General features: G+C 57.1%; 26 protein-coding genes. 18 read left to right on the forward strand and 8 right to left on the reverse strand.

Annotated elements, in window-relative coordinates; genetic code table 11:
- Positions 1-179: 179 nt before the first annotated feature.
- The 3 genes from SIC15_RS11760 (at position 180) to htpX (ending at position 2,853) form a co-directional block, all read left to right on the forward strand.
- On the forward strand, positions 180-1,394 hold the full coding sequence (locus SIC15_RS11760) for a pyridoxal phosphate-dependent aminotransferase (RefSeq protein WP_136631795.1): 1,215 nt from the start codon (positions 180-182) through the stop codon (positions 1,392-1,394).
- 11 nt (positions 1,395-1,405) lie between these two features.
- A complete protein-coding gene (locus SIC15_RS11765) occupies positions 1,406-1,876 on the forward strand; it encodes a hypothetical protein (RefSeq protein WP_222464697.1) in 471 nt (156 codons plus the stop codon).
- A 95-nt stretch (positions 1,877-1,971) separates the two neighbouring features.
- Positions 1,972-2,853: a protease HtpX gene (gene htpX, locus SIC15_RS11770; protein ID WP_069183371.1), complete on the forward strand. Its 882-nt coding sequence runs from the start codon at positions 1,972-1,974 to the stop codon at positions 2,851-2,853.
- 47 nt (positions 2,854-2,900) lie between these two features.
- Here the strand turns inward: htpX and pdxB are convergent, their stop codons facing one another.
- Genes pdxB through SIC15_RS11785 form a run of 3 tightly spaced genes read right to left on the reverse strand, consistent with a single transcriptional unit; the run spans position 2,901 to position 5,914 of the window.
- The gene (gene pdxB, locus SIC15_RS11775) at positions 2,901-4,052 is read right to left on the reverse strand and encodes a 4-phosphoerythronate dehydrogenase PdxB (protein ID WP_222464699.1); all 1,152 of its coding nucleotides are present in this window, start codon (positions 4,050-4,052) and stop codon (positions 2,901-2,903) included.
- 17 nt (positions 4,053-4,069) lie between these two features.
- Positions 4,070-5,353, reverse strand: a complete 1,284-nt coding sequence (locus tag SIC15_RS11780; protein WP_069183369.1) for a DEAD/DEAH box helicase — start codon at positions 5,351-5,353, stop codon at positions 4,070-4,072.
- Positions 5,354-5,359: 6 nt separating this feature from the next.
- On the reverse strand, positions 5,360-5,914 hold the full coding sequence (locus tag SIC15_RS11785) for an elongation factor P hydroxylase (protein WP_412535981.1): 555 nt from the start codon (positions 5,912-5,914) through the stop codon (positions 5,360-5,362).
- 187 nt (positions 5,915-6,101) lie between these two features.
- Here SIC15_RS11785 and dsbD point away from each other — a divergent pair, with 187 nt between their 5' ends.
- Positions 6,102-7,994 (forward strand): protein-disulfide reductase DsbD, encoded by a 1,893-nt coding sequence (dsbD, locus tag SIC15_RS11790; protein WP_412535982.1) that lies wholly within the window; start codon positions 6,102-6,104, stop codon positions 7,992-7,994.
- Positions 7,995-8,010: 16 nt separating this feature from the next.
- Here the strand turns inward: dsbD and SIC15_RS11795 are convergent, their stop codons facing one another.
- Positions 8,011-8,187, reverse strand: a complete 177-nt coding sequence (locus SIC15_RS11795; RefSeq protein WP_412537613.1) for a sulfurtransferase TusA family protein — start codon at positions 8,185-8,187, stop codon at positions 8,011-8,013.
- 149 nt (positions 8,188-8,336) lie between these two features.
- Between SIC15_RS11795 and SIC15_RS11800 the strand changes: the two genes are divergently transcribed.
- Entirely contained in the window at positions 8,337-8,627 is a 291-nt protein-coding gene (locus SIC15_RS11800; RefSeq protein ID WP_069183365.1) for an antibiotic biosynthesis monooxygenase family protein, read from the forward strand.
- Here the strand turns inward: SIC15_RS11800 and rlmM are convergent.
- Positions 8,624-9,700 carry a 23S rRNA (cytidine(2498)-2'-O)-methyltransferase RlmM gene (gene rlmM / locus SIC15_RS11805; protein WP_412535983.1) on the reverse strand — a complete coding sequence of 359 codons (1,077 nt, stop codon included), beginning with the start codon at positions 9,698-9,700 and terminating at the stop codon, positions 8,624-8,626. The genes SIC15_RS11800 and rlmM overlap by 4 nt on opposite strands.
- A gap of 112 nt (positions 9,701-9,812) precedes the next feature.
- On the opposite strand from rlmM, the gene SIC15_RS11810 reads away from it, so the two are divergent.
- Entirely contained in the window at positions 9,813-11,654 is a 1,842-nt protein-coding gene (locus tag SIC15_RS11810) for a diguanylate cyclase (protein WP_412535984.1), read from the forward strand.
- A gap of 3 nt (positions 11,655-11,657) precedes the next feature.
- Here the strand turns inward: SIC15_RS11810 and SIC15_RS11815 are convergent, their stop codons facing one another.
- Positions 11,658-12,305 (reverse strand): alpha/beta family hydrolase, encoded by a 648-nt coding sequence (locus SIC15_RS11815; protein ID WP_412535985.1) that lies wholly within the window; start codon positions 12,303-12,305, stop codon positions 11,658-11,660.
- A gap of 220 nt (positions 12,306-12,525) precedes the next feature.
- Between SIC15_RS11815 and ccoN the strand changes: the two genes are divergently transcribed.
- The 9 genes from ccoN (at position 12,526) to SIC15_RS11860 (ending at position 21,204) form a co-directional block, all read left to right on the forward strand.
- A complete protein-coding gene (ccoN, locus tag SIC15_RS11820; protein ID WP_136631816.1) occupies positions 12,526-13,956 on the forward strand; it encodes a cytochrome-c oxidase, cbb3-type subunit I in 1,431 nt (476 codons plus the stop codon).
- 15 nt (positions 13,957-13,971) lie between these two features.
- Positions 13,972-14,580 (forward strand): cytochrome-c oxidase, cbb3-type subunit II, encoded by a 609-nt coding sequence (ccoO, locus tag SIC15_RS11825; protein WP_064230201.1) that lies wholly within the window; start codon positions 13,972-13,974, stop codon positions 14,578-14,580.
- Between the two features lie 4 nt (positions 14,581-14,584).
- Positions 14,585-14,770 (forward strand): CcoQ/FixQ family Cbb3-type cytochrome c oxidase assembly chaperone, encoded by a 186-nt coding sequence (locus tag SIC15_RS11830; RefSeq protein WP_064230202.1) that lies wholly within the window; start codon positions 14,585-14,587, stop codon positions 14,768-14,770.
- Complete coding sequence (gene ccoP, locus SIC15_RS11835) at positions 14,767-15,657, forward strand: cytochrome-c oxidase, cbb3-type subunit III (RefSeq protein WP_412535986.1); 891 nt, start codon at positions 14,767-14,769, stop codon at positions 15,655-15,657. The genes SIC15_RS11830 and ccoP overlap by 4 nt, the downstream gene beginning before the upstream one ends.
- 127 nt (positions 15,658-15,784) lie before the next feature.
- Positions 15,785-17,215, forward strand: coding sequence for a cytochrome c oxidase accessory protein CcoG (gene ccoG / locus SIC15_RS11840; protein WP_412535987.1), 1,431 nt, complete (start codon positions 15,785-15,787; stop codon positions 17,213-17,215).
- Positions 17,216-17,259: 44 nt separating this feature from the next.
- Complete coding sequence (locus SIC15_RS11845; protein ID WP_069183356.1) at positions 17,260-17,775, forward strand: FixH family protein; 516 nt, start codon at positions 17,260-17,262, stop codon at positions 17,773-17,775.
- Positions 17,772-20,219, forward strand: coding sequence for a heavy metal translocating P-type ATPase (locus SIC15_RS11850; RefSeq protein WP_412535988.1), 2,448 nt, complete (start codon positions 17,772-17,774; stop codon positions 20,217-20,219). The genes SIC15_RS11845 and SIC15_RS11850 overlap by 4 nt, the downstream gene beginning before the upstream one ends.
- Positions 20,220-20,257: 38 nt before the next feature.
- The gene (gene ccoS, locus SIC15_RS11855) at positions 20,258-20,518 is read left to right on the forward strand and encodes a cbb3-type cytochrome oxidase assembly protein CcoS (protein WP_412535989.1); all 261 of its coding nucleotides are present in this window, start codon (positions 20,258-20,260) and stop codon (positions 20,516-20,518) included.
- On the forward strand, positions 20,515-21,204 hold the full coding sequence (locus SIC15_RS11860; RefSeq protein ID WP_153633543.1) for a sulfite exporter TauE/SafE family protein: 690 nt from the start codon (positions 20,515-20,517) through the stop codon (positions 21,202-21,204). The genes ccoS and SIC15_RS11860 overlap by 4 nt, the downstream gene beginning before the upstream one ends.
- A gap of 4 nt (positions 21,205-21,208) precedes the next feature.
- On the opposite strand, the gene ttcA is transcribed toward SIC15_RS11860, so the two are convergent.
- Positions 21,209-22,123, reverse strand: a complete 915-nt coding sequence (gene ttcA / locus SIC15_RS11865; RefSeq protein ID WP_412535990.1) for a tRNA 2-thiocytidine(32) synthetase TtcA — start codon at positions 22,121-22,123, stop codon at positions 21,209-21,211.
- 72 nt (positions 22,124-22,195) lie between these two features.
- On the opposite strand from ttcA, the gene SIC15_RS11870 reads away from it, so the two are divergent.
- Genes SIC15_RS11870 through SIC15_RS11880 form a run of 3 tightly spaced genes read left to right on the forward strand, consistent with a single transcriptional unit; the run spans position 22,196 to position 24,612 of the window.
- On the forward strand, positions 22,196-22,840 hold the full coding sequence (locus SIC15_RS11870) for a TetR/AcrR family transcriptional regulator (protein ID WP_412535991.1): 645 nt from the start codon (positions 22,196-22,198) through the stop codon (positions 22,838-22,840).
- 28 nt (positions 22,841-22,868) lie between these two features.
- Complete coding sequence (locus SIC15_RS11875) at positions 22,869-23,534, forward strand: DNA-J related domain-containing protein (RefSeq protein ID WP_412537614.1); 666 nt, start codon at positions 22,869-22,871, stop codon at positions 23,532-23,534.
- 46 nt (positions 23,535-23,580) lie between these two features.
- Entirely contained in the window at positions 23,581-24,612 is a 1,032-nt protein-coding gene (locus tag SIC15_RS11880; RefSeq protein ID WP_291907192.1) for a polysaccharide deacetylase family protein, read from the forward strand.
- Between the two features lie 4 nt (positions 24,613-24,616).
- Here SIC15_RS11880 and SIC15_RS11885 read toward each other — a convergent pair whose 3' ends face one another.
- On the reverse strand, positions 24,617-25,645 hold the full coding sequence (locus SIC15_RS11885) for a MalM family protein (protein WP_153633545.1): 1,029 nt from the start codon (positions 25,643-25,645) through the stop codon (positions 24,617-24,619).
- Between the last annotated feature and the right edge of the window lie 44 nt (positions 25,646-25,689).

Consider the following 25,689-nt stretch of genomic DNA (forward strand, 5'->3'; position numbering starts at 1 on the left):
GCAGGCTGTACGGCCATCATTTTTAAAAAACGGTTCAGGTTTGTGAGCTAAATCTGCCCCGACACGCCACAATTCATCATAATTCCCCTGTTGCCGCTGGCCCTCGCTCCGCTAGAATAAAGGCCTGTCGTGTTGGCAGTTGCCATTTTCCGCTCTCAAAAGAAGGACATCCGGGTCTTATGCAGAACTACTATAAATCCGCCAAGCTGGATAACGTTTGTTATGAAATCCGTGGCGTAGTTCTGCGGGAAGCACGCCGACTCGAAGAAGAGGGTCATCGAGTACTCAAGCTCAACATCGGCAACCCAGCCGCCTTCGAACTGGACGTGCCTGAGGAAATCCAGCAGGACGTCATCTACAACATGCACATGGCCCAGGGCTATGTGGAATCAAAAGGGCTTTTCTCCGCTCGCAAGGCAGTAATGCACTACTGTCAGCAGCGGGGCATCGATAAAGTCGATATCGACGATATTTTCCTGGGTAACGGTGTCAGTGAGCTCATCGTCATGACCATGCAAGCCATGCTGAACACCGGTGACGAGGTGCTGATTCCCGCCCCGGACTACCCCCTGTGGACAGCCGCCGTCACCCTTTCCAGTGGCAAGCCCGTGCATTATCGGTGCGATGAGCAGCAGGACTGGTTTCCGGATATCGACGACATCCGCAAGAAAATCACCCGACGAACCCGTGCCATTGTTCTGATCAACCCGAACAACCCGACTGGAGCGGTGTACTCGAAAGAGCTTCTGGAACAGGTCATCGAACTGGCTCGAAAGCACAACCTGATCATTCTGTCCGACGAGATCTACGACAAGATTCTCTACGACGGTACCCAGCATGTTTCCACCGCCTCACTGGCAGACGACGTGCTTTTCTTCACCTATAACGGATTGTCCAAGAACTACCGGGCAGCCGGTTACCGTTCGGGCTGGATGATTGTCAGTGGTGCCAAGCATCGGGCGAAGGATCTGATCGAAGGCATCGACATGCTCTCCAACATGCGGCTCTGCGCCAATGTGCCGGCCCAGCTGGCCATTCAGACAGCCTTGGGGGGTTACCAGTCGATCAATGATCTGGTGGCACCGGACGGGCGGCTGTATGAACAGCGGGAGATCGCCTGGCGAATGCTCAACGACATCCCGGGGGTAAGCTGCGTCAAACCTCAGGGCGCGTTGTACCTTTTCCCGAAACTGGATCCGAAGCACTTCCCGATCGTGAATGATGAGAAGCTGGTCCTCGACCTGCTTATTCAGGAAAAAATTCTTCTGGTGCAGGGGTCTGCGTTCAACATTGACGACAAACAACACCTGAGAGTGGTGTTCCTGCCACGGGAAGACACCCTGGAAGACGCCATGGGCCGGCTCGGAAACTTCCTGGCCCAATACCAGCAATAACGGGGAGAACCATGGCCGATATTCACGTCGAGGAATTCTACAAGGATGCGGCGATTGCTCTGGTGCAACTCTATGGCGCCTTCCCGCGTCGGATAAACCTGTTTGTCGAAGACATAGCCGGGCCGGACGAGCCGGACGAGTTCGGCCTGCACAGCAAGAGGCACATGGCCTGCTTTGGGGCCCTGCTCTGGCTCTCTGAGGAAGGCCTGCTCAGGTACATCGATACCATTCGCCAGGAGGCTCTGGACCAGGCTGTACTGACACGGGACGCGTTTATCCGCCTCAGCTCTCCGGCACCGCAAGCTTTAGCCAGGGAATTCGGCGTTCCCGGGGAGAATTCAGCCGGCTCGCTGCCTCCTTCGGTCAAGGAAGATCTTTCCACCCACATTCACCTGATCCGGACAGCCCTTCGCAGTGGTAACTCCGCCAGAATCAGCCATATCATGCAGACTACCTTCTTTGCGGACCGCGGCAATCATTAAATCACCGTAAGCTCGTTGATTGATTGAACCACGTCCGCATATAACGGTCTGAGTGACGGCTTTATCTTCTGTGACGAACTGATCAGGGAACCAACATGCGTATTCTGCTGTTTCTGGCAACCAACCTTGCTGTAATCCTTGTCGCCAGCTTTACACTGCGACTTCTGGGCGTAGACAGCTACCTCGCCCAAAATGGCATTCAGTACGGCTCTTTGCTGGCTTTCGCTGCGGTCTTCGGATTCGCCGGCGCCATCGTGTCACTGCTGATATCCAAGCGAATGGCCAAGTGGAGCACCAGGGCCCGGGTCATTGATTCCCCGCGCACGCCGGCCGAACGCTGGCTGGTGGATACTGTGGCCGAGCTGGCCAGGAATGCCGGTATCGGCATGCCAGAGGTCGCCATTTTTCCGGCGTCCCAGTCCAATGCTTTCGCTACGGGCTGGAACAAGAACGATTCGCTGGTAGCGGTCAGCGAAGGGCTTTTACACCGCTTTAACAAGGACGAGATCCGGGCAGTGCTGGGCCACGAAATCGGCCACGTTGCCAACGGTGACATGGTTACGCTGGCCTTGATTCAGGGTGTGGTGAATACCTTCGTGATCTTCGCCTCCCGGGTGATCGGCTCCTTTGTCGACCGGGTGATTTTCAAGAATGAAAGCGGGCACGGGCTCGGCTTTTTCGCGGTCAGCATCGTTGCCGAGATTGTCCTGGGCATTCTGGCGAGCACCATCGTCTTCTGGTTCTCCCGTCGCCGTGAATTCCGTGCGGACATTGCCGGTGCCCAGTTAGCGGGTCGCTCAGCCATGATCAGCGCGCTGGCACGGCTGAAACAGGAGAGCGAGGTACCGGATCAGATGCCGGACTCACTGCAGGCATTCGGTATCAATCGGGGAGCCCGTGGTGGCCTGAGCGCCCTGTTCATGACGCATCCGCCACTGGAAGACAGGATACAGGCGCTGCAGCAGGCCAAGCTATAAAAAAACGGGGCGCAAAGGCCCCGTTTTTTTGTTCAGGTGTTGCAGGATCAGATTTTCAACTTGAACCCGATAGCCCTGAAACTGTCCTGCAAGGATTTGCTGGTGCCCTTGAGCTGGATCTTGAGGCTGGAGCACTCCCGGCGAACCGGATAGTCCCTCCGTAGCCTGTCAAAGGCTGCGCCACGCTCCTCGGCGGATCCGGTCATGGTATTGCGCAGTCTGGCATCGTCGCGACGAGGGTCGTAGCAGGCTCTCAGCGCAATACGGATGGCATCTTCTTCATCGGCAGAACTGGTAAATGAAATTTTGCTCAGGGCCGGCTCCGGCAAAAACTGACCCGCCTTCTTGCGAACCGGCAGCCCCAAAAAGTGGCTCAGGGCCTGGTAGATCATTTCGGTTCCCTGAACCTTGCCTTCCAGGCTATATCCGGCGATGTGCGGTGTTGCCAACCAGACCCTTTCAACCAGCCCGGGGTGAATTCTGGGTTCCTGCTCCCAGACATCCAGGGCCACAGTGGGCGGGTTGGGCTGTTCAAGGCGGGCCAGCAGCGCTGACGAATCAATCACTTCTCCCCGACCAGCATTGATCAGGAGCTGATTCGAATTCAGGGCCGCAAGCTCGGACTCGCCGATCATATGCAGCGTGGGATGATCCCCCTCGCGGGTCAGCGGAGTATGCAGGGAAACCACATCACACCTCATGGCTTCCTCAAGCGCTACAAACTCCTGATCGCCCTCTTCCCGATCCGCTCTGGGCGGATCGCAGAGGCGCACATCGAAGCCCAGGCGTTCCAGTTTGTGCGCCAGCTCACCGCCAACATTCCCGACGCCGACGATACCGACGCTGAGCTGGGACCAGTCGGAAAGTCCACGCCGTTCAGCATGCAGGGATAACACGGACAGCACATACTCAGCGACACTGTTGGCGTTGCAACCCGGCGCCGCAGAGAACCGGATCCCCGACTGCTCGAGCCAGTCGAGATCAACATGATCGGTACCGATGGTGGATGTGCCCACGAAACGGACCCGACTGCCCTCCAGAAGCTCACGGTTTACCTTCGTGACGGAACGGACCAGCAGTATGTCAGCATCACGGACATCCGCGTTCGACATGGTACGACCGGAGACCCGATGAATCTCTCCGATATCGCCGAAGAAGCAATCCAGTAAGGGAATATTCTCGTCTGCTACGATCAACATGATGGTATCCGGCCCTGTCAGTTCCTGCGCTGACGCTGATTACGACCACCCTGACCACGGCCGCCTGAACCCTGTGGTCGTCGGCCACGTTTGCGGGTAATCGGCGGGTTCTCCATGGGCGCCATAAGCGCCTCATCGGGCACCGCAGTCTTGAGCTTCTGGCTGATGTAGGTCTCGATGGCCGGGAGTGCGAACGAATCATCCTCCCCAGCAAAACTGATGGAAACCCCATGCTTGCCAGCCCTGCCCGTACGCCCGATACGGTGCACATAATCCTCGGCGTTATCCGGCAGATTGTAGTTGAAGACATGGGTCACGCCGTTCACGTGAATGCCACGGCCGGCCACATCGGTAGCAACCAGCACCTGGATACTGCCCTTCTTGAACTGGTCCAGGGTTTTGAGGCGTTTGTTCTGGGCGATCTCGCCAGACATCAGAGCCACCTTTACGCCCTGATTCCTCAAGTCCTCTTCCAGGTCGCGGCACTGGTCCCGGCGGTTGGCAAACACCAGCGCCTTTTCCACTTCCGGCCGTTTCAGGAAATTAACCAGGACCGGAAGCTTCTCATCGTCGCCCACCAGGTACACGGTTTGTTCAACCCGCTCCGCTGTTTTCTGTTCCGGCTCGATTTCCACGAACTCTGCGTTACTCGTCCACATGGAGGCCAGATTGAGCACGTCCTGGTTGAAGGTGGCGCTGAACAACAGGGTCTGACGCTCCTCCTTGGGGGTGCACTTGCGGATGATCCGCTTCACATCGGGGATAAAGCCCATGTCGAGCATTCGATCAGCCTCATCCAGAATCAGGATGTCGAGCTGGTCCAGGAATACATCCTGGGATCCTAGAAAGTCGATGAGGCGCCCAGGAGTCGCAACGAGAATGTCGACGATCTCGTTCTGCAACTGGTCCCGCTGCTTGTCATAGTTCATGCCGCCAACGACGGTCACCACATTGTGCCCGGTGTGCTGGCACAGTTGCTCGGCATCCTTTGCAATCTGCATCGCCAACTCCCGGGTCGGCGCCAGGGCAAGTACCCGGGGTTCGGAAGCAAAACGATCTTTCTCGGGAACCGGGGTTTCCAGCAGACTCTGGATGGCCGTAATCAGAAACGCAGCGGTTTTACCAGTGCCGGTCTGTGCCTGACCAATCAGGTCTTCACAGGCCAGTGTCCAGGGCAGTGTTTCGGCCTGGATGGGTGTGCAGTATTCAAAACCAATGGCCGTAATGGCATCCAGCAAACGCTTGTCGAGGTTCAGATCACTGAACCTCAGGTCACCGGTGTGTTTTGGGTCAGATGTCATAGAGTTTCAGTTTTCCTGGGAATGTCCTGATTCAGAATAAGACGGAGCGATACGCCGGGCATCTTCAAGCCAGCGCTCTTCAAGGGTTTCTCCGGTACCATAAAATGTTGCCAGCGCATCAAAAAATGCCTGGGCCCGGCGCGGCAAACCCCGCACCAGATACTCGCCTGCCTGGCTCCGGACGTTGTGTCTGAAACGCGCTTCATTGGCGGCGCCAACTCCGGAGAGGTTGTCCACGCTGATGTGGAAACGGGAACCTGCAGCCACCGAAAACAACCATTCAATGGCTTGCGGTTTAACCTCGACCTGCTCGAAAGCCTCTTGCTGTTGCAGTGTTCGGCCATCCGGACAGTACCAGTAACCATAGTCATGAAGTGTGCGCCGGTGCTCACCAGCAATACACCAGTGGCTTATTTCATGCAAAGCGCTGGCATAATAGCCGTGAGCAAAAATAACCTGAGCGAGGCCCTCGGGCCTGCTAGCAGGCAAGTATTCAGGTTCATCGCTGCCTTTGACCAGAACTGTCCGGTAAGCTTCCCGGAAAAGGTCATTGAACAGCATGATAAGATCATTCGGACTGTGATTCATTGGGTGGCTATTGTGCGACTTTACTGCCCCCAATACCAGAGGGAACTTTGATAGCCCCCTCGTGTCCATTGCTGGCATTGGCCGGCAGCGATTTTGCTGTAACAGTCAGCTTTTTAAAGACTCTGATTAAAGAGACACTAACCGGGAAATCATACAATCGATGATGGCTTTCGCTGCAGTATCAAAGATGAAACGCCAATGGGCGAAATCGCTTGGCCTGTTTCTCGCACTTACCCTCGCGCTATGGGCCTCGGCTTCCTGGGCCCTTGGCGGTAATGGCAGCTCCCTGTTTGGCGGCCAGGGTAACGAGTTCCTGCCGGTAGACGAAGCACTGCCCTTCAGCTTCACCACCAATGCCGACTCCGTGGTTCTTTCCTGGGATATCACACCCGGGCACTATCTTTATCGAGAACGAGTCAGCATTACCGCCAAAGACTCTAATGTCGCTCTCGGCGAACCGGTTTTCTCGGCGCCGGGAACGGTCACGGAAGACGAATTCTTCGGCAAAACCACGGTATTTTTCGACCCCATTGAAGCCCGTGTTCCGGTCTCCCTTCCTGCCGGCATCCGGGAAGCTGAGCTGCAGGTAACCTATCAGGGTTGCGCGAAGGCGGGGCTGTGCTACCCGCCCCAGACACGGGATGTACTTTTCTATCAGGGCAGCGGCGGCTCAGGCTCTCAAGCCGCCTCGGCAGCCGGCTTTTCCGGGGGCCAGAGCGTCCCCGTGGACACCGAGACCGCCACCGGTCTTGCCGGTTTTCTCGCTCAGCAATCTACCCTCGTAATCGCAGGGGTGTTTCTGCTGCTGGGGCTGGGACTGACCTTTACCCCCTGCGTCCTGCCCATGGTACCGATAATTTCATCGCTGGTTTCTGGCAGGAACACCCGAACCACCGGTCATGCCCTGCTCTTGTCCGGCAGCTACGTTCTGGGCATGGCACTGACATACGCCGCAGCCGGGGTGCTGACAGGCTTGCTCGGCGCCAGCTTCAACCTTCAGGCACAGCTGCAGTCACCCTGGGTTTTGAGCGTCTTTGCCCTGCTGTTCGTTGTATTCGCCCTGTCGATGTTTGATCTGTTCGAAATCCAGCTTCCCCGCTTCATTCGCGAACCACTCAATGACGCCAGCCATCGCCTCACCGGTAGCCGGGTGTTCAGCATCTTCGGTATTGGCGCCCTGTCTGCCCTCATCGTATCGCCCTGTGTCTCGGCGCCGCTGGCGGGCAGTCTGCTGTATATCTCCACCACCCAGGACGCCGTAATCGGTGGTGTCGCGCTTTTTGCACTAGGTCTGGGCATGGGCATTCCTTTGATTCTGGTAGCCGTGGGAGGGCGGAAACTGCTGCCAACAACCGGCCACTGGATGACCGCGGTGAAACACTTCTACGGGGTAATGTTACTGGCGGTGGCCATCTGGCTGGTTGAGCGTCTGGTCCCGGGGTGGCTGGCGCTGACATTATGGGGTCTTCTTGTTGCCATCACCGGCGTCCAGCTGGGCGCCTTTGATGCCGCAAAGGCAGGTTGGGAGCGCACCCGTAAAGGACTTGGCCTGGTTCTTTTCGCCTATGGCCTTGCTCTGCTCGCCGGCGCTATGGGCGGCGCCAACGACCCGCTGAAGCCTCTGGCACCCTTCACGATAGCCTCGGCGTCATCCGGTGCCGTTGGCACCCCAGGTCTTCAGCACGCGGATTTCGTGCGCGTCGAACAGCCCGCTGAAATCCGGACAATGTTGCAGCAGGCCCGGGAACAGGGCAGGCCCGTTGTGCTGGATTTCTATGCCGACTGGTGTATCTCCTGCAAGGTCATGGAGCGCAACGTGTTCAGTAAGCCGGATGTGATTCAGGCGCTTGCCCCCTACACCTTGCTGCAGATCGACATGACCGACAATACACCGGAACAACAGGCAATGCTGGACGAACTCGGCCTCTTCGGACCGCCGGCCATACTGTTCTATGGCACCAATGGAGAAGAGCTGCCCCAACGAAGGGTGCTGGGCGAAATGGATCGGGAGGAATTTCTGGGGCACCTCCGGACGCTACGCCCGGAGGTTTAACCAACGAGCAGCTCTTCTATTGCCCCCGGCGTATCAGGTAGACAAACAGGTCATCGTCTTCGACCTTACTAATCAGCTCGTGGCCGAGGAACTGGCAGAATCTCGGTATATCCCGGGTCGTGGAAGGATCAGTGGCCACAACTCGCAACACGCCTCCGGGCTGAACATCGTTTATCCGGTTATGCAGCACCATGACCGGCTCCGGACAGAAAAGACCACGGGCGTCCAGCTCCAGGTCGTATTCGGTTGCGCTCACACTAGTTCTCCTATCATTGAACCTGATTTTTCGTAAAAACCTGCTAAATTATTGTTTATAACCATTAAAACACTTGGAGGTTTGTCATGATCCGGGTTCTGATTGAACGTCACATTGCCGAGACTCTGGAAGAAGCTTACGAAGAACGTTCCCGGAAGGTTCTGCAGCAGGCTGTGAGTGCACCCGGCTTCATTTCCGGAGAAACCCTGGCAGACAGCCATGACCCCAATCACCGGTTTACCCTGGCCAATTGGCGATCCGAAGCGGATTGGGACCGCTGGTTCCACTCCGACGAACGTCGCGAGCTCATGCTGGAACTCATCCCCATGATGGACGAAGACGAGCACATCACCGTCCTGGAACAGAGCGTCTTTTAGCCAGTCCGTTCAATAAAACAGGTGATCTCCTCCCTGTCATGATACAAGTGGCGGGCCTTGAGACGAAAGCCGATGCCCGCCTGGCTCAGGCCATTCACGAGGATATCACGACAGGTTAGCCACTCGTCGTACCGCATTTTCATCGGCAATTTGAGATTGAATACCGTGTAACGACAAAGGCCTTCGCCGAGCCAGGTCACCGCCAGCTTTGCAGTTTTCCGGGGCTGGTCCACAATATCGCAAACCATCCAGTCGATCCCCCGCCTGGGACGCCAGCTATAACCATCCGCTTCCACATGCTCCACCTGCCCCGACGCCATCAGTTCGGCCTGCATGGGACCGTTATCCACGGCCGTTACCATCATACCCCGGCGTACAAGCTGCCAGGTCCAGCCACCGGGTGCGGCCCCCAGGTCTGCGGCTTTCTTGCCACCACCAAGGTATTCAAGTTCTTGTTCCGGTGGTAAAAACACCTTCCAGGCCTCTTCCAGCTTGAGCGCAGACCGACTGGGCGCCGATGCTGGCAGCCGCAGCCGCGGAATACCACCAACATAACGGGCCCGGTTATCCGTGAGGCTGAAACCGACAACCGCCGAAGAGAAGTCCTGCAGAAGAATTTCCAGACGCGCCGGAGCCTGGGCATTCTGGTCGGCCTTGAGCAGGCCGGCTCCGCGCAGGCCCCGAGAGAGCGGCGATACCCACTTTCGGGCAAAATTTCCAAGATCGCTGTCAGCATTGTTTTCAGGCAACCTGACCTCAAGCCGCGCACATCCGGGATAGCCTCGCCCGAGATCCCGAAGCCCCTCTATCACGGCACCCACCCTGTCAGTTTCGGGCAAGCTGAATTCTCCGAGCACGACGATCCAGTCCCGAATAAATACCAGCTCCTCAAGCATGAGGCGGGCCATCACATCTTCCGCGGTTTCGGGCGCAGCCGGATAAAAACGCACCAGCCCCTGATCTTTAACAGGCTCGAAATAGCCGAAAACACCCTTTTCCGCGGCTGAGTCAGTCATTTCACGGCCGGCTTCGGTTTCAAAGCCGGGCCGGCAAAACACGAGAATCTGTTCCATGCATTTCCTGAAAGAGGGCTGAAAACCAACCCGTAAAAGTTGAATCTGTTTAACAGCGCGGATTGTCCTCTCTGGCTACACTTCCCGCTCTGATAGACGCGGGAAGCCATGAATGACGTCCGTTTTGCGCTTGATTGCCATTCTCAGCCTTTTGCTGATCCCTGCGCTGGCACTGCCAGACGCAGGATCCCGGCCGTCTGGCTGCCCCACACTCGATGCGACCGATCCTGCTACCCGCGCGTCATTGATGCAATACGTTTGCTATTACAGCGCGCCGCCGGGCGCACCCGGCCATCAGGCAAAGGATCCGACCGAGCTTCCTGAAGATCTCGAGTGGACGCCAGCGAACGGGCGGGACCTGGTTTTCAGTCACACCAAATCCGTTTATTGGGTCCACCTGCAAGTCAGGAACCCCGGAACTGAACGCTCCGCTTGGTACCTTAAGGTCAACTATCCCCTGCTGGACGAAGTGACCTTCTGGCAAACGGGCGACGGAATTACGGAAACCCTTGCTACCGGTGATCAGCGGCCTTTCGCATCACGAGCGGTAGACTACCGATATTTTCTACTCCCCGTCACCCTGGATGGCGGCGAGACACGGTCTTTAACAATCCGGATCCACAGCAATGGCGCTCTCAACGTGCCGCTCAGCTTTGAAACTGCGGCAGAAGTGATTGCCCACAGCAATCACCTGACACTGACCCACGGGCTTTTTTACGGAGCCCTCCTCGTATTCGCGGTTTTCAACCTGCTACTCTTTTTCAGCTCCGGGACCGGCTATTACTTCTACAACGCGTTCTACCTGGCGGCACTGGGGCTGTTCCTGTTCGCCATGGGCGGCTTTGCGAATCAGTACTTCTGGCCAGACAACGCCAGCTTTGCCAACACTTCGATCCCTCTATCTTTGTCGCTTTGCGCCCTTGCCATGATACTTTTTGGCCGTTCGTTCCTGGAAGTGGAAAAGGGAACCATCTCCGAGACCGTGCTCAAGGGGCAGGCCTGGTTCTGCATCGGGTTTCTGCTTCTCACTCTGATCCTGCCCTACAACAAGACCATTCTGCTTAACACGGTTCTGGCGATCACGGTTATTTCGAGCCTGTTCATCATTGCAGCCGTCCGCTGGAAGCAGGGCTATCAACCCGCCATCTGGTACCTGATGGCGTGGCTGATCATGCTGGTTGGAGGACTGATCTACGCCCTCGCCGCATTTGGCTATCTCACAGACTTCCTGGCAAGGGAAGCCCTTATGCAATCAGCGGTTGGTGGACAGGTGATTCTACTGAACTATGCCATGGTCCAGAGATGGCGCCTGCTCAACCAGAAGCTTCTCGATGTGGAACACAATGCAAGGACAGAGCTGGAATTCAAGGTGCACGAGCGCACAGCGCAGCTGAGAAATACCATGAGGGAACTGGAAAAGGCCAACCGGAAATTATCGACAATGAGCCTCAACGACGCCCTTACGGGCCTGCATAACCGGAGACACCTGAACAACATATTCCCAGAGCTATGCGCCGAGGCCCGTCGAACCTCCCAACCATTGACCCTGGCCCTGGTCGACGCTGACCACTTCAAGAGCATAAACGACACCTGGGGCCACGGCTTCGGCGATACCTGCCTTCAATTTATAGCCGAAATGCTGACCCGGCATGTAAAGCGTCCGCGGGATGTCGCCATCCGTTTTGGCGGTGAGGAGTTTGCATTGCTGCTACCGGGAACCGATGCCGCAGGCGCCCTGAACGTCTGTTCGGCATTGCTGAAAGACATCGCCAGCACGCCGCTTCTGTCGCCGGATGGCACCGAGGTGAGAATGACTCTGAGTGCTGGAATCGCGTCGCTCAACCCCGGTGAGACCCAGAACCAGCTGTTCGAGCGAGCGGATGAAGCGCTCTATCGCGCGAAAAGCGAGGGTCGCAACCGCGCTCAGCTGTCTGAAACGATCGCGGCGGAGTAACGCTCAGACTTCAAGCCGCTCATCTACAAAGATCCGGGTTTCCCGGGCAGCCTGCGCAATCAGCTCACTCTGGGTCTGTGGCTGACTTTTCAGGGTCTGGAAATCGTGATTGCCGCCTTCCAGCCAGCGCAAATCGATGGCTTCGAGTTCCTGTTGATGGTCCTCCAGCTCGTCGGGCTTGCCAAACGGGTCCCGCGTTCCCTGCAGCACCAGAATCGGGCAGTTCAGATCCCGGAAGTGTGCGGTTCGCCAACGGTCCAGCTTCCCCGGTGGATGGAAGGGATAGCCAAAACAGATCACACCATCAATATCGTCCCGACGGCTGGCGAGAATGCTCGCCATGCGGCCGCCCATGGACTTACCCCCAACCAGAATCAGACTGGTGCTCCCTAGCTCTGCCCGAACCCGGTCAATTACCCCGGAAAAGTACTCCAGCAGTACCGGCTCCCGGTCTGGCGGACGCTTCTTTCCATCCTTGCGACGTTTCTGCATGTAGGGAAACTCAAAGCGAATAGTTCCAATACCCTCACGCTCAAGAGCCGCAGACAGGTCTTCCATGAAGGTCGAGTCGGCCGGCGCTCCAGCACCGTGCGCCAGAATCAGCACGACTTTAGAATGACTTTCATAGCCTTTGGTCTTAATCAACTCCACAGAATTCACCTCATCCCTTTAAGCGACTATCATTGCTCTCAGGCAACACATATTCCCTACGCTTGAACAACTCCAATAACGGTACTGAAAAGGAAGCCATGTTGCTGATTTCGGCGCATTTGACGGATGTCAGGAGTTGACCTGAGTCATTGCAAACAGCTTACCGTTTCTCCATACTTGCGCCCGCATATTTCCCCACTATAAACCCATTGGTAAGGCTATGAGCACAGTAAATGCAAACCTGACATACAACTACAAGGTGGTGAGACAATTCGCCATCATGACAGTGGTATGGGGTATTGTAGGTATGGCGCTGGGTGTGCTGATTGCAGCACAGCTGGTTTGGCCGTCCCTCAACCTCGACCTGCCCTTTACCCACTTCGGCCGTCTCAGGCCGCTGCATACCAACGCCGTTATCTTCGGCTTTGGTGGAAGTGCCTTGTTCGCTACCTCGTACTACGTGGTGCAGCGCACCTGTCAGGCCCGACTGATTTCCGATGGGCTGGCTTCCTTCACCTTCTGGGGCTGGCAGGCGATCATTGTCGCCGCAGCAATTACCCTGCCGCTCGGCCTTACCTCTTCCAAGGAATATGCCGAACTTGAATGGCCGATCGATATTGCCATCGCCATTGTCTGGGTAACCTACGCGCTCGTGTTCTTCGGAACGGTCATGAAGCGCAGCACCCCCCACATTTATGTGGCCAACTGGTTCTACGGCGCATTCATCATTACCGTTGCATGCCTGCACATCGGTAACAACATGGCGCTGCCCGCCAGTGCTTTCAAGTCTTACTCTGCCTATGCCGGCGTTACCGACGCGATGATGCAATGGTGGTATGGCCATAACGCGGTAGGCTTCTTCCTGACCGCAGGCTTCCTGGGCATGATGTACTACTTCGTTCCCAAGCAGGCCAATCGCCCTGTTTACTCTTATCGTCTGTCGATCGTCCACTTCTGGGCCCTGATCGCCACCTACGTTTGGGCCGGTGGTCACCACCTGCACTACTCTGCACTGCCAGACTGGGCACAGACCGCAGGCATGGTTATGTCCCTGATTCTGCTTGCACCTTCCTGGGGCGGCATGATCAACGGCATGATGACCCTCTCGGGCGCATGGCACAAACTGCGTACCGATCCGATTCTTCGCTTCCTGGTGGTTTCACTGTCTTTCTACGGCATGTCCACGTTTGAAGGTCCGATGATGTCCATCAAGACCGTTAACGCGCTTTCCCACAACACTGACTGGACCATCGGCCACGTTCACTCCGGTGCCCTGGGCTGGGTTGCCATGATCAGTATCGGTGCCGTTTACCACCTGATTCCCAAGCTTTGGGGTGTTCAGGCCATGTACAGCACAGCCCTGATCAACGCCCACTTCTGGCTGGCGACAGTAGGTACCGTACTGTACATCGTTGCCATGTGGGTCAACGGCATTATGCAGGGCCTGATGTGGCGTGCGGTCAACCAGGACGGCACTCTGACCTACAGCTTTGTTGAAGCACTGGAGGCCTCTTACCCCGGCTACTTCGTCCGCTTCCTTGGCGGCGCTATCTTCCTGACCGGCATGCTTATCATGGCTTACAACGTTTACATGACCGTTCGCCAGAAAGATGCGATTGCGCAGGACAACGCGGCAACCCAGCCGGCGTAACGGGAGAGAGATCAGATGAAACACGAAATAGTTGAAAAGAACCTTGGTCTGATGATCGTGCTGATCGTCCTGACCATCAGCGGCGGTTTTCTTGCCGAAGTAGTGCCCCTGTTCTTCCTGAAGGAAACCAATGAACCGGTGGAGGGTCTTGAGCCCCTTTCGGCCCTGGAACTGGAAGGCCGGGATATCTACATCCGTGAAGGCTGCCACGTGTGCCATACCCAGCAGATCCGTCCGTTCCGGGCGGAGACTGAGCGCTATGGCCACTACTCCGTTGCGGGCGAGTTCGTGTATGACCGTCCGTTCCTGTGGGGTTCCAAGCGCACCGGTCCGGATCTGGCCCGTGTAGGCGGTCGTTATTCGGACGCCTGGCAGCGCCAGCACCTTTATGATCCGCGCAGCGTTGTGCCCGAATCGAACATGCCGGCCTTCCCGTGGCTGTTCGAAGACCGGGTAGATCACACCAAGACCGCCGCAAAAATGGAGACCCTCCAGACGCTGGGCGTGCCCTACACCGATGAGCAGATTGCCGAAGCGTCTGCCCAGGTAGAAGGCAAATTCGAAATCGAGGCTCTGGTCGCGTACCTGCAACAGCTGGGTACAGTGATTTCAGACAAACGGTGAACCCATGGATATTAATGAGTTACGCGGTATTCACACACTTCTGGTAATGGCGGTTTTCCTTGGAATCGTCTGGTGGGCGTACAGCGCCCACCGCAAGAAGGCCAACGACGAGGCAGCCCACCTGCCCTTCGACGATGACGACGTGGAAAAGCGTACGCTCGAACAGGAAAAAACGGAGAAAAAAGAATGAGTACCTTTTGGAGCATCTGGATCAGTGTGATCGTGCTCGGTACCGTATTCGGCTGCTGGTGGTTGCTTTGGGCGACCCGCAAGAGCCAGACGAACGATACCGAAACCGATCGCACCATGGGCCATTCCTTTGATGGCATTGAGGAATACGATAACCCGCTGCCCAAGTGGTGGTTCTATCTGTTCCTGGCGACCTGTATTTTTGCGCTCGGTTATCTGGCTCTCTACCCCGGCCTGGGTAACTGGAAAGGCCTTCTGGGCTGGACCGCCGTTAATCAATGGGAAGCCGAAGTAGCAGAAGCAGAAGAGAAATACGGTGAAATCTACGCCCAGTACGGCCAGACCCCGGTCCCCGAGCTGGCCGCGAATGACGACGCCATGAAAATCGGACAGCGTCTGTTCGCCAACAACTGTGCGGTTTGCCACGGCTCTGCCGCTCGTGGCCAGGTTGGCTTCCCCAACCTGACCGACGACGACTGGCTCTGGGGCGGTACCCCTGAGGCAATCCTGGAGACCCTCCATAACGGCCGTATGGGTAACATGCCAGCAAAAGGCACCATGCCCAGCATGACCAACGAGCAGGTTGACCAGGTTGTGAACTACGTTCTGAGCTTCAGTGGCCGCGAAAAAGACGCCGAGGCTGCCAAAGCGGGCGAACAGGTCTTTGCCCAGGCTTGCGTGGCCTGTCATGGCCCTGAGGGTAAAGGTATGCAGGCTCTGGGCGCGCCCAACCTGACCGACAACACCTGGCTCTATGGCTCCACCTATGAGTGGATCAAGGAGACCGTCATGAACGGTCGCCAAAACCAGATGCCAGCTCAGGATCGCCTGCTTTCAGACGATCAGATTCAGATTCTCGCGGCTTACGTTTACAGCCTCTCGAACTGAGTCAGCCGGCCGGGGTTTGACCCCGGCCCGGTCTTTTCAACCCTGTGTCTGCGTGCGGGCACAGGCTTGAAAAGATCAGCAGACTAAAGGCCTGTTGCCCCGCATTACCCTGTTCCTGGAGGTAACGATGAGCAGTGAGATTCCGGTCAAACAGGTTGACCCATCCTCTGACCCCTCCGACAACAATAATAAATCCGGAACCGTCGAGCTTTACGCCAGCCGCAAGAAGATTTACGTCAAGGAAGTCAAAGGCTTCTTTCAGCGTATTCGTAATGTCAGCCTGACGCTGCTAATGGGCATGTACTTTGCGTTCGTCTGGTTCACGCTGGACGGACAACCCCTGATCCATTTTGACCTCCCTGCCCGTGAGTTCCATTTGTACGGAGCCACTTTCTACCCGAAGGATTTCATCCTGCTATCGGGAATGTTGATTATCTGTGCCTTTGGCCTGTTCTTCATTACCACCCTGTTTGGCCGGGTCTGGTGTGGCTACACGTGTCCGCAGACAGTCTGGACGTTCATTTTCATGTGGGTTGAGGAGCGCATAGAAGGCAGCCGAAACAAGCGGATGAAACTGGACAAAGCTCCCAGTTCCGCCAGCAAGATTGCCAAGAAATCCGCCAAACACACGGTATGGCTCCTGATCGCCCTGGCTACCGGCCTGACCTTTGTCGGCTACTTTTACCCGATCCGGGAACTGATCGCAGACCTGTTTACCTTGCAGGCCAATGGCTGGGCCTATTTCTGGGTGGCCTTCTTTACTGTCGCCACCTATCTGAACGCTGGCTGGATGCGTGAGCAGGTTTGCCTGTACATGTGTCCTTATGCCCGCTTCCAGTCCGTCATGTTTGACCCCAACACCCGCGTGGTCTCCTACGATCCAAACCGCGGCGAGCCACGGGGTGGCCGCAAAAAGGGCGTGGATCCGGCAGAGGCCGGCCTCGGCGATTGTATCGACTGTGGCCAGTGCGTCCAGGTATGCCCAACGGGTATCGATATCAGAGACGGGCTTCAGTACGAGTGTATCGGCTGTGCCCTTTGCATTGATGCCTGTGACGAAATCATGGATAAAATGAACTACCCGAGGGGCCTGATCCGCTATACCACGGAGAATGAACTCGAGGGTAAGACCTCGAAGCTCCTGCGGCCACGAACCTTTGGCTATGGCGCGGTCCTGTCGTTGATGATTGCGGCCATTATTTTCGCAATAGCCACACGGGTACCGGCGCAAATGGATGCCCTCCGTGATCGCGGCGCCCTCTACAGTTTCAATGGCGAAGGTCGGATCGAGAACTCCTACACGCTGAAAATTGCCAATATGACAGAGGTGCCCCAGACCTTCACTCTCGCCGTGACCGGCCTGGAGGGGATCCGAATCCTGACTGACACCTCGGTAACCGTTGAAAGCGGGGAAAACCGCTCATTGCCGACCGTTGTCGATGTGCCTCCGGAATCCATTACCGAGTCCAACAACGATATCGTGTTCAGGGCGCAATCCGAGACGGATTCTTCGCTCAGCCTTGAAACTGAAAGCCGATTTGTCGGTCCAACGCGCTGATTTCTGACTGCCCGGACCTGACCGCATTAACGAGACACCGATTTATGACAACTGAAACACCCGTAGCACCCTGGTACCGCCAGCCCTGGTTCTGGTTCCTGCTGATATTCCCGGGCGCATCCATTATTTATTGCGCCGTTGCCATTACGATTGCTGTCAGCACTGAAAATGCAATGGTCACCGACGACTGGTCCAAGGAAGGTCGCGGTATCAATATGTCCATTGCCCGGGACCAGAAAGCTGTGGATCTGGGGATGGAAGCCCGGATCGATTTCCAGAACCGGAACATCACCGTGGATCTGAATACCGTTGACGGTCCGGCGGATTTCCCCTATCTGATTCTCAACCTGTTCCATCCAACGCTTTCGGACAAGGACCGCACCATCCAGTTCCAGCAAGTTGCCCCGGGACGATTTGCCGGAAAGCTCCATAACGATATTGACGGTCGCTGGTACTACGACCTCCGTGGTCCGGCCAACGAGTGGCGTCTCAAAGGAGAAGCCTGGCTGCCTTCCGAGAGCGGCATAACGGTCAAGGCCGGGGAGTCTGCCCAAGGTTGACCAGCCTGGATTGCTTTCACTGCGGTGAACCGGCAGATGGTGAGCCGCCCATTACCCTTGAGCTTGATGGCACAACTCGCCACTTCTGCTGCCAGGGCTGCAAGGCGGTTTGCCAGACCATCCACAGTGAGGGTCTGACCGGTTTTTATGATTTTCGGACAAAACCGGCTGTCACACCAAAGCAACTGACCGCAGCAGAATTGAACCGTATCAGGGAACTTGACCATCCCCTGATTCAGGAATCCTTTGTTGCCCCTGTCAAAGGGGCCCAAGAAGCCCAGTTGCTGATTGGCGGGATTACCTGCGCGGCCTGCATCTGGCTGCTTGAAAACCACATGAAACAACAGCCCGGTGTTGTTTCCTTTTCGGTAAACCACACCACACAGAGAGCCCGGCTGGTCTGGTCCCCCGATCAGGCACCGCTCAGCGACCTTCTGATTGCCATTCATGAGCTGGGTTATACGGCCCGCCCCTACCAGGCAGACGAGGCGGAACAGGCCCTCAAGGCCGAACACCGGTCCATGCTTATCAGGGTCGCCATCGCGGGCATAGGCTCTTTCCAGAGCATGATGCTGGCCTTTCCCCTGTACTTCGAGCTGGTCAACGATCTGTCGCCGGAGTTTGTCAGCTTCTTTCGATGGTTCAGCTTGCTGGTTGCCACTCCCGTGGTTCTCTACAGCGCTGCCCCTTTTTTCCGAAACGCGCGCCGGGATATACAGAGCCGGCATCTGACCATGGATGTGCCGGTTGCCATTGCGATCGGGCTTGCCTACCTTGCCAGCGCCTGGGTAACCATCGTTGGCGGCGAGGAAGTCTACTTCGAGTCAGTATGTATGTTTACCTTCTTCCTGCTGCTCGGTCGTTATATTGAGGTGCAGGCCCGTTACCGCGCGGGGCTAACCGGAAACGCCCTTGCAGGTTTCCAGCCGACGGTTGCCACACGAGTCAGCGGTGATGATACGGACATAGTGCCGGCCCACCAGATTCGGCCCGGCGATATCGTTCGGGTTCGGCCCGGTGAGACCCTGCCCGTGGATGGCGAGATCGTGCGGGGAGAGTCCACTCTCAACGAGGCTGCGCTGACGGGAGAATATCTGCCTGAAACCCGCTACCCCGGGGATACCGTTCATGCCGGCAGTGTCAACGGCGAGAATCCGCTCGATGTGCGGGTGGTGAAGGCCGGCGCACAAACCCGGCTGTCAGGTATTCTCCGGGTGCTGGATCGCGTGCAATCGGAAAAGCCCGAGGTCGCGATGATGGCCGACCGTATGGCGGGGAAATTTGTCGGGCGGGTACTCATACTGGCTCCGGTGGTCTGGATCGGCTGGTGGTTGGCTGGCGCCGACAACGCCTTCGACATCACCCTGTCGGTACTGGTGGTAACCTGCCCTTGTGCGCTATCGCTGGCAACCCCGACCGCCATCACCTCGGCAACAGTCAGGCTCCGTCGCCTTGGTTTTTTGCCGACGAGGGGCCATACCCTGGAATCAATGAACACCATCGATACCGTCGTGTTCGATAAAACCGGAACCTTGACCCGCGGAGAGCTCAGTCTCACCGGTACAGAGGTTGTCGGCAGCATGGATGAGGAGACCTGCCTGCAGCTTGCGGCCGGCCTCGAGAAATACTCCGAACATCCGATCGCCAGAGTATTCCATCGTCGGAATACCGCTGCAGTTGAAGATGTGGAAAATCATTTGGGTGGTGGGCTCTCAGGCCAGCTGGGCACTATGACGGTGTTCATTGGCCATCGGGGATTTGTCGAACAGCATGTAGGCGCACCCGTACCCAAATCCGGGCAGCATCAAGGCATGGAGATCTGGCTGGCATCAGATCGCGAATGGCTGGCCTGCTTCAGGCTCGACGACCAACCCCGGGATGATGCCCGAGCTGCCATCAAGGCCCTCCAGGAATCCGGCATTCGGACTTTGCTGCTCAGTGGCGACCGATCAGGCCACGTTGAGCAGGTGGCGGGTATGCTGGGCATCGATGAAGCAATCGGGCAGGCTTCTCCGGAGGAAAAGCTGGCGGTATTGCAGAAGCTGGAATCTGAGGGCAGGCAAATCATGATGGTCGGCGACGGGCTGAACGATCTACCGTCCATGGCCGGCGCCGGAATCTCCGTTGCCATGGGGACAGCCGCAGACCTGACTCAACTGAAAGCTGATGCAGTTCTGCTGAACGGCCAGTTACTGCAATTGGTCGAAGCCCTGAAAACCAGCCGTCAGACACGGCGAATCATCCGACAGAATCTCTGGTGGGCACTTGCCTACAATGTCTGCGCGTTGCCCCTCGCAGCAGCAGGCATGGTTCCGCCCTGGCTGGCAGCAATCGGTATGTCCCTCAGTTCCCTGGTCGTTGTGTTGAACGCGCTGAGACTCGGCAAGGCACCGAAGCAAACGGTTCAGCCAAACCCGGCGGTTGGCGCCCAGGCCCTGTCCTGATACCGTAAACCCTATACTCTTTCCTACGAGGTTTCGCCGTGCAAATCGTAATGTTCCTGGTACCGGTGATGCTCATACTGGTGGCCCTGGGCATCGTTCTGTTTTCATGGGCGGTCAAGAACGGTCAGTACGATGATCTCGAAGGCCCCGCCCATCGGATTCTTTACGATGACGACAAGGACATGATCCCGGACGACGCTCGCACCGATAAACCGGCTGCTGAAGAACAAACCCCTGAGCACGTATCGGAGGACAGCAAGGGCGCCAATCCGGATGAGGATAACTCCCAGAAAGGATGAATCCGGAACTCTACCTCAGTTATCCGAGCGCCTTCCTGATCGGACTGCTCGGCAGTACGCACTGCCTCGGCATGTGCGGCGGTATCAGCGCTTCCCTGTCAATGGCGCTTCCCGTGGGCCGGGGTTTCCGGTTCCGGCAAACCGTCATGCTTCTGGCTTTCAACTTCGGACGAATCGGCAGTTATGTGCTGATCGCCACCCTGGTCGCGCTGGCCAGCACCTCGGCCGCCAGCCAATGGGCCTCTGCAGGCCTCGTGCTTCGCACCCTGGCCGGGCTTCTGCTGATCTTCATGGGGCTGTCCATGGGGCAATGGTGGCAGGGGATCCGATACGTTGAGCGGGTAGGCGCACCAATCTGGGCGCGACTTTCACCCCTGACCCGCCGCTTACTGCCGGTGAATCACGGCGGCCAGGCACTTGCTCTGGGAGCTCTATGGGGCTGGCTGCCCTGCGGGTTGGTTTACAGCACGCTGGGGTGGGCAGCACTGCAGCCCACGGTGGGCTCCGCAGCGCTGACCATGCTGTTTTTCGGGCTTGGCACCCTGCCCTCGATGCTGGCCACGGGGTTCGCAGCCAATTGGATTCGCGGCTTGCAGAGCCACCGGTTATTTCGCAAAGTCACCGGCGGCCTGCTGATCCTGTTCGGCCTCTGGACACTGCCTTTCCTGCATCTGGCCGGACACTAGCCGGCTAGATGTTCAGTACATCCAAACGCCCGAAGTCTGTTTGTGCCTCGGGTTCCGCCGTATGAACGGCCTGGCGCTTGCCACCGAGGCGCTTGCCTTCCTTGAAATCATACAGATTGGTATCTGCCAGGTGCGAGGGCTCCACATTGCACATGGCGCGGAACATGGTCTCCAGCCGACCGGGGTGGTGCTTATCCCAGGCCTGGAACATGTCTTTTATCACCTGGCGCTGAAGATTCTCCTGGGAACCGCACAGGTTGCAGGGAATGATGGGGAACTGCCGCAGCCCCGCATAACGGGCGATATCTTTTTCCCGGCTGTAGGCCAGCGGCCGGATAACCGTATTGCGGCCATCGTCGCTGTGCAGAACCGGAGGCATCGACTTGAGCTTGCCGCCATAGAACATGTTCAGGAACAGGGTTTCCAGCAGATCGTCCCTGTGGTGACCAAGGGCTATCTTGGTAACCCCGTGCTCCTCCGCAAAATTATAGAGAATTCCACGACGTAGCCGGCTGCATAGACCGCAGGTAGTCTTCCCTTCCGGCACTTTTTCCTTAACAATACTGTAGGTGTCCTTCTCGATGATGTGATACTCGATACCCATGGAGGACAGGTATTCGGGCAACACCTCTTCCGGAAATCCGGGCTGTTTCTGATCAAGGTTGACGGCTATCAGCTCGAACGAAACCGGGGCGCTCTTCTGCAGGTTGAGCAGAATATCGAGCATGGCGTAAGAGTCCTTGCCGCCGCTGAGGCAGCACATGACTTTATCGCCGGCTTCAATCATCGAGAAATCGGCAATCGCCTGCCCGACTTCGCGGCGCAGACGTTTCTGCAGCTTGTTCAACTCCAGCTTCTGGCGGCGCTCCCGCTCTGGGTTGAGGGACTGTTCGGAACTGGCGATCATTGCTTCGGACATACACACTACGTTCATAGGGCAAATGGACGTGCGATTATACGCGTCACATGGATTCAGGGACAGGATACCGACATGGATATGTTGCAATCGAGCGAAGAGGTCGCGGGCAAACGGGAACAGAACCGGATTCGGAACCGCGGAGCGATCCTGCATGCCGCCCGGGAATGTTTCAGGGAGCGGGGCTACGAAAACTCAACCATCCGTGACATCGTCCAGCGCACGGGTCTTGCCGCCGGCACTTTCTACAATTATTTCTCCAGCAAGCAGGACATTTTCGCCGCGCTGCTCACCGACTTCCTGACCAATCTGAATGACAATCTCACCCGCCACCGGCGCGCGGCCAATAACACCGAAGATTTTATCCACTACGCCTATCTGGCACTTTTCACCGCGACTGCCAGGGATCCGCTGGTCTATGAGCTGGCACACCGCAATGATCGCGCGCTTCGGGAGCTCTTCGGTTCGGACATTCTTGGTCTGACCATGCTCTCTCTGGAGGACGACGTTCGAGAGGCTATGGAGCGAGGCCTGCTTCCCCGAATCGATCATGAGTACCTGTGCGCCGCTTTTTTCGGGGTCGCCTACGAGACCAGCCTGACGCTCGCACGACGGGCGCACAGGAACCCGGAGTCAGCAGAGGCCGAAGCGCTGAGGGCAACGCGGTTTTCGAGCGCCCTGTTCATCGGCGGCCTCCCGAGGTTGGCGGCACTTCCCTGATGACCGGGAGTACCCTAACATGGGTCCCATGACAGACCGCCATGCTCCAACGCGCTCCGCTTACCCCGGAGCAGTAAATGAAGACGACTGCCTGGAACAACAGATTCAGCATCTTCTGGTGGCCGTTGAGCACGAGCTCCGGTCGGCACCGGCAGGCATGAACGAATTATCGCTGATCAAGGCCCTTCAGAAACCGCCGTGGGAACTGCTTGGAGCGGTTGTGTTCAGCGAACCGGAAAAGCTCTACCCGGTTCACTTCCTTCTGTTCCATGTGCTCTACCGCCTGCGGGACCAGTTGTCTGAGGCCGGCGAGAGCCTCACAATTTCGCCTCTGAATATTCGCATCGAGGCGCAAACGGTGGTCGGTGGCGAGGGTGTTCCGGACAGTGTCGACGAACTCCGCCATTTCTATCTGGACCTGTCCCAGTACCGTCTGCCCGAGGAAGCAATCCAACAGATGATGAATGATTTCTGGGCAGGTTCGCCTGGCCAGGCGCCTGCGCAAGCCGAAGCGAAGGCGGCGGCGGAAGTACTTGGATTCCAGGCCGTTCCCGGGGATTTTCCAACGGTCAAGAAGCGTTTCCGCCGGGCCGTGATGCACGCCCATCCAGACCGCGGCGGCAAGACCGAAACCATTCAGCATCTCAATCAGGCCTTTGCGGTACTGAAAGCCCATTTTCGGCATAGCATCTGACCGGTCCGCTCCAACTGAGCCAGGACACAGAAACACAGGAGACGATATGCAGCTTAAAGCATTCCTGAAATCTTCCATGATCGTCACTTTGATGGCGACTGGCACCGCAGCGCGCGCAGATCTCGTTGTCCTGCAGTACCATCATGTCAGTGATTCAACGCCGCCCGCCACCAGTACGTCTGTGTCTCTTTTCGAGGGCCAGCTGGATATGATCTCGGATCTGGAGCTGGAGGTTGTGGATCTGCACAAAGGCACAGAAGCAACACTGGCCGGTACCGATGGGCAAGGTAATCGCATCGCGATTACCTTCGACGATGCCTATGACTCCGTCTACCATACCGCGGCGCCACTTCTGGCCGAAAAGGCCTACCCCTATACCATTTTTGTAAACACCGAAGCCGTTGGCCGAAACGGCTATATGACCTGGGATCAGATTCGGGAACTGGCCGAGCGTCCGGGCGTTACCATTGCCAACCACAGCGCAGACCATGGACACCTTGCCCGAAAGCCAAACGAGAGCGAAAGCGACTGGCAGGCCCGGGTTACTAACAGCCTCGATTCGGCCCAGGAATCCCTTGAAGAGGAGCTGGATTCGCCTGCACCAATGTTCGCTTACCCGTACGGAGAGTTTGACCAGGCACTGGAACGCAAAATTGCCGAGCGAGGCTGGTATGGTTTTGGCCAGCAATCCGGAGCCATCGGACAACAAACAGAGAAAACCCGGCTGCCTCGCTTTCCGATGGCGAACGCCTATGGTCAGTTAGGGAACCTTGAGAACAAGCTACGCAGTAAAGCCTTCCCTGTTAATACCGGAGAGCTGCCAGATGGCGTGATCTCCGAGAATCCGCCCACATTGGTTTTCCCGCTCGTGGACCCCATTGATGCCAACCGACTGACATGCTTTGCGTCCGGTCAGGGACGAATCGACTTTGATGTCATCGACGGCAATGTGGAAGTGAAAGCCCCTGAGGCCTTTAACAGCCGGCGGTTCCGCTATAACTGCACGCACCCTGTCGGTGATGGCAGCTACTACTGGCTGTCCCAGCAGTGGCTGGATCTGAGTAAGCCGGAGGACTGACGCCTCACTCCTCCAACTGCATCAGGCCAATCTCACCATGACTGACATGGGGGATTTTCCGGGGGCCGGTACTGGTTTCGGTAACAGTCTGGCCCTTCAAATCTTCCTCCCTGGTAAAAACGACCAGCCAACGCTCTCCCTGGCGGGGGAATGCAGGTACCCAGGCCTCCAGGTAGCCGCGTCGGTGCCAGTTCTCCGGGGTAAAATCCATGACCAGGTCTGTCACCAGCCTTAACGGCGCCATCGTCTCATCCAGAAATACCAGGGAGGGCACAAACACGCCGTCCCTGGCGTAGGAGCGCAGGCGGATGACCAGACTTGCCTGCTCGTCGGGGTCGGGAAGTGCAATCAGTTGGTAGGGACTGGTTCCGGTGAGAAACGGATGGGTTGCTGAATCCTCACTAAGGGTAACGCCGAACTCCCTTCCTGATTGCCACCCTTGCCGACTTTGAACATCCAGTGACTCGCAGCAGGTGGCTGAAAATCGGGCAAAGAAGTTATCGGTTGGAGCCTCAATGCCGAGTATGGCAAAGGCGTCGGGGTCATAACCCTCCACCGGCGTCTGGTCTGCCTGATCCGGCCCGGCATGGTACACGCTGGCTTCGGTAATCTGGACCGGCGGCTCAACCAGCCCTTTTTCAACGTCAGAACGGGTATCGGGCTGGTAATAGCTAACCCGGACATTGCCTTCAGCATCGCGCCAGGTGAAATAAGGCTGCCTCTCCCCGGGTCGAACGTAGCCGTCCTTCTCAAGCTCGGTAGCATCAGGGTAGTTTTCAAGGGTGTACTCGGTTTCCTCCTCCAGCCCTGACTCTGAGCTGGCCGGATTTCCGGACCGCTCTGGCTCTGCCTTTACCTCCGGATCGAGCTGCTCACTAGCGTCTGAATCAGAGTCCCTACTCCCTGCTCTGGCAATGGGGGAGTATCGCACCCTGCCCTGTTCGTCGACCCAGGTAAAATAGCCTTCCCGCTCCGAAACCGTGGAGCCACCTATCTGGCAGCCTCCGAGAAGCGCTGCCAGAAAGAGAAACAAGGCTGATTTACCTACAGAGCCGTTAATCACTGCGAATGACTACC

It is taken from the genome of Marinobacter sp. MIT932201 (assembly GCF_047123295.1).
Taxonomy (GTDB): Bacteria; Pseudomonadota; Gammaproteobacteria; order Pseudomonadales; family Oleiphilaceae; genus Marinobacter; species Marinobacter salsuginis.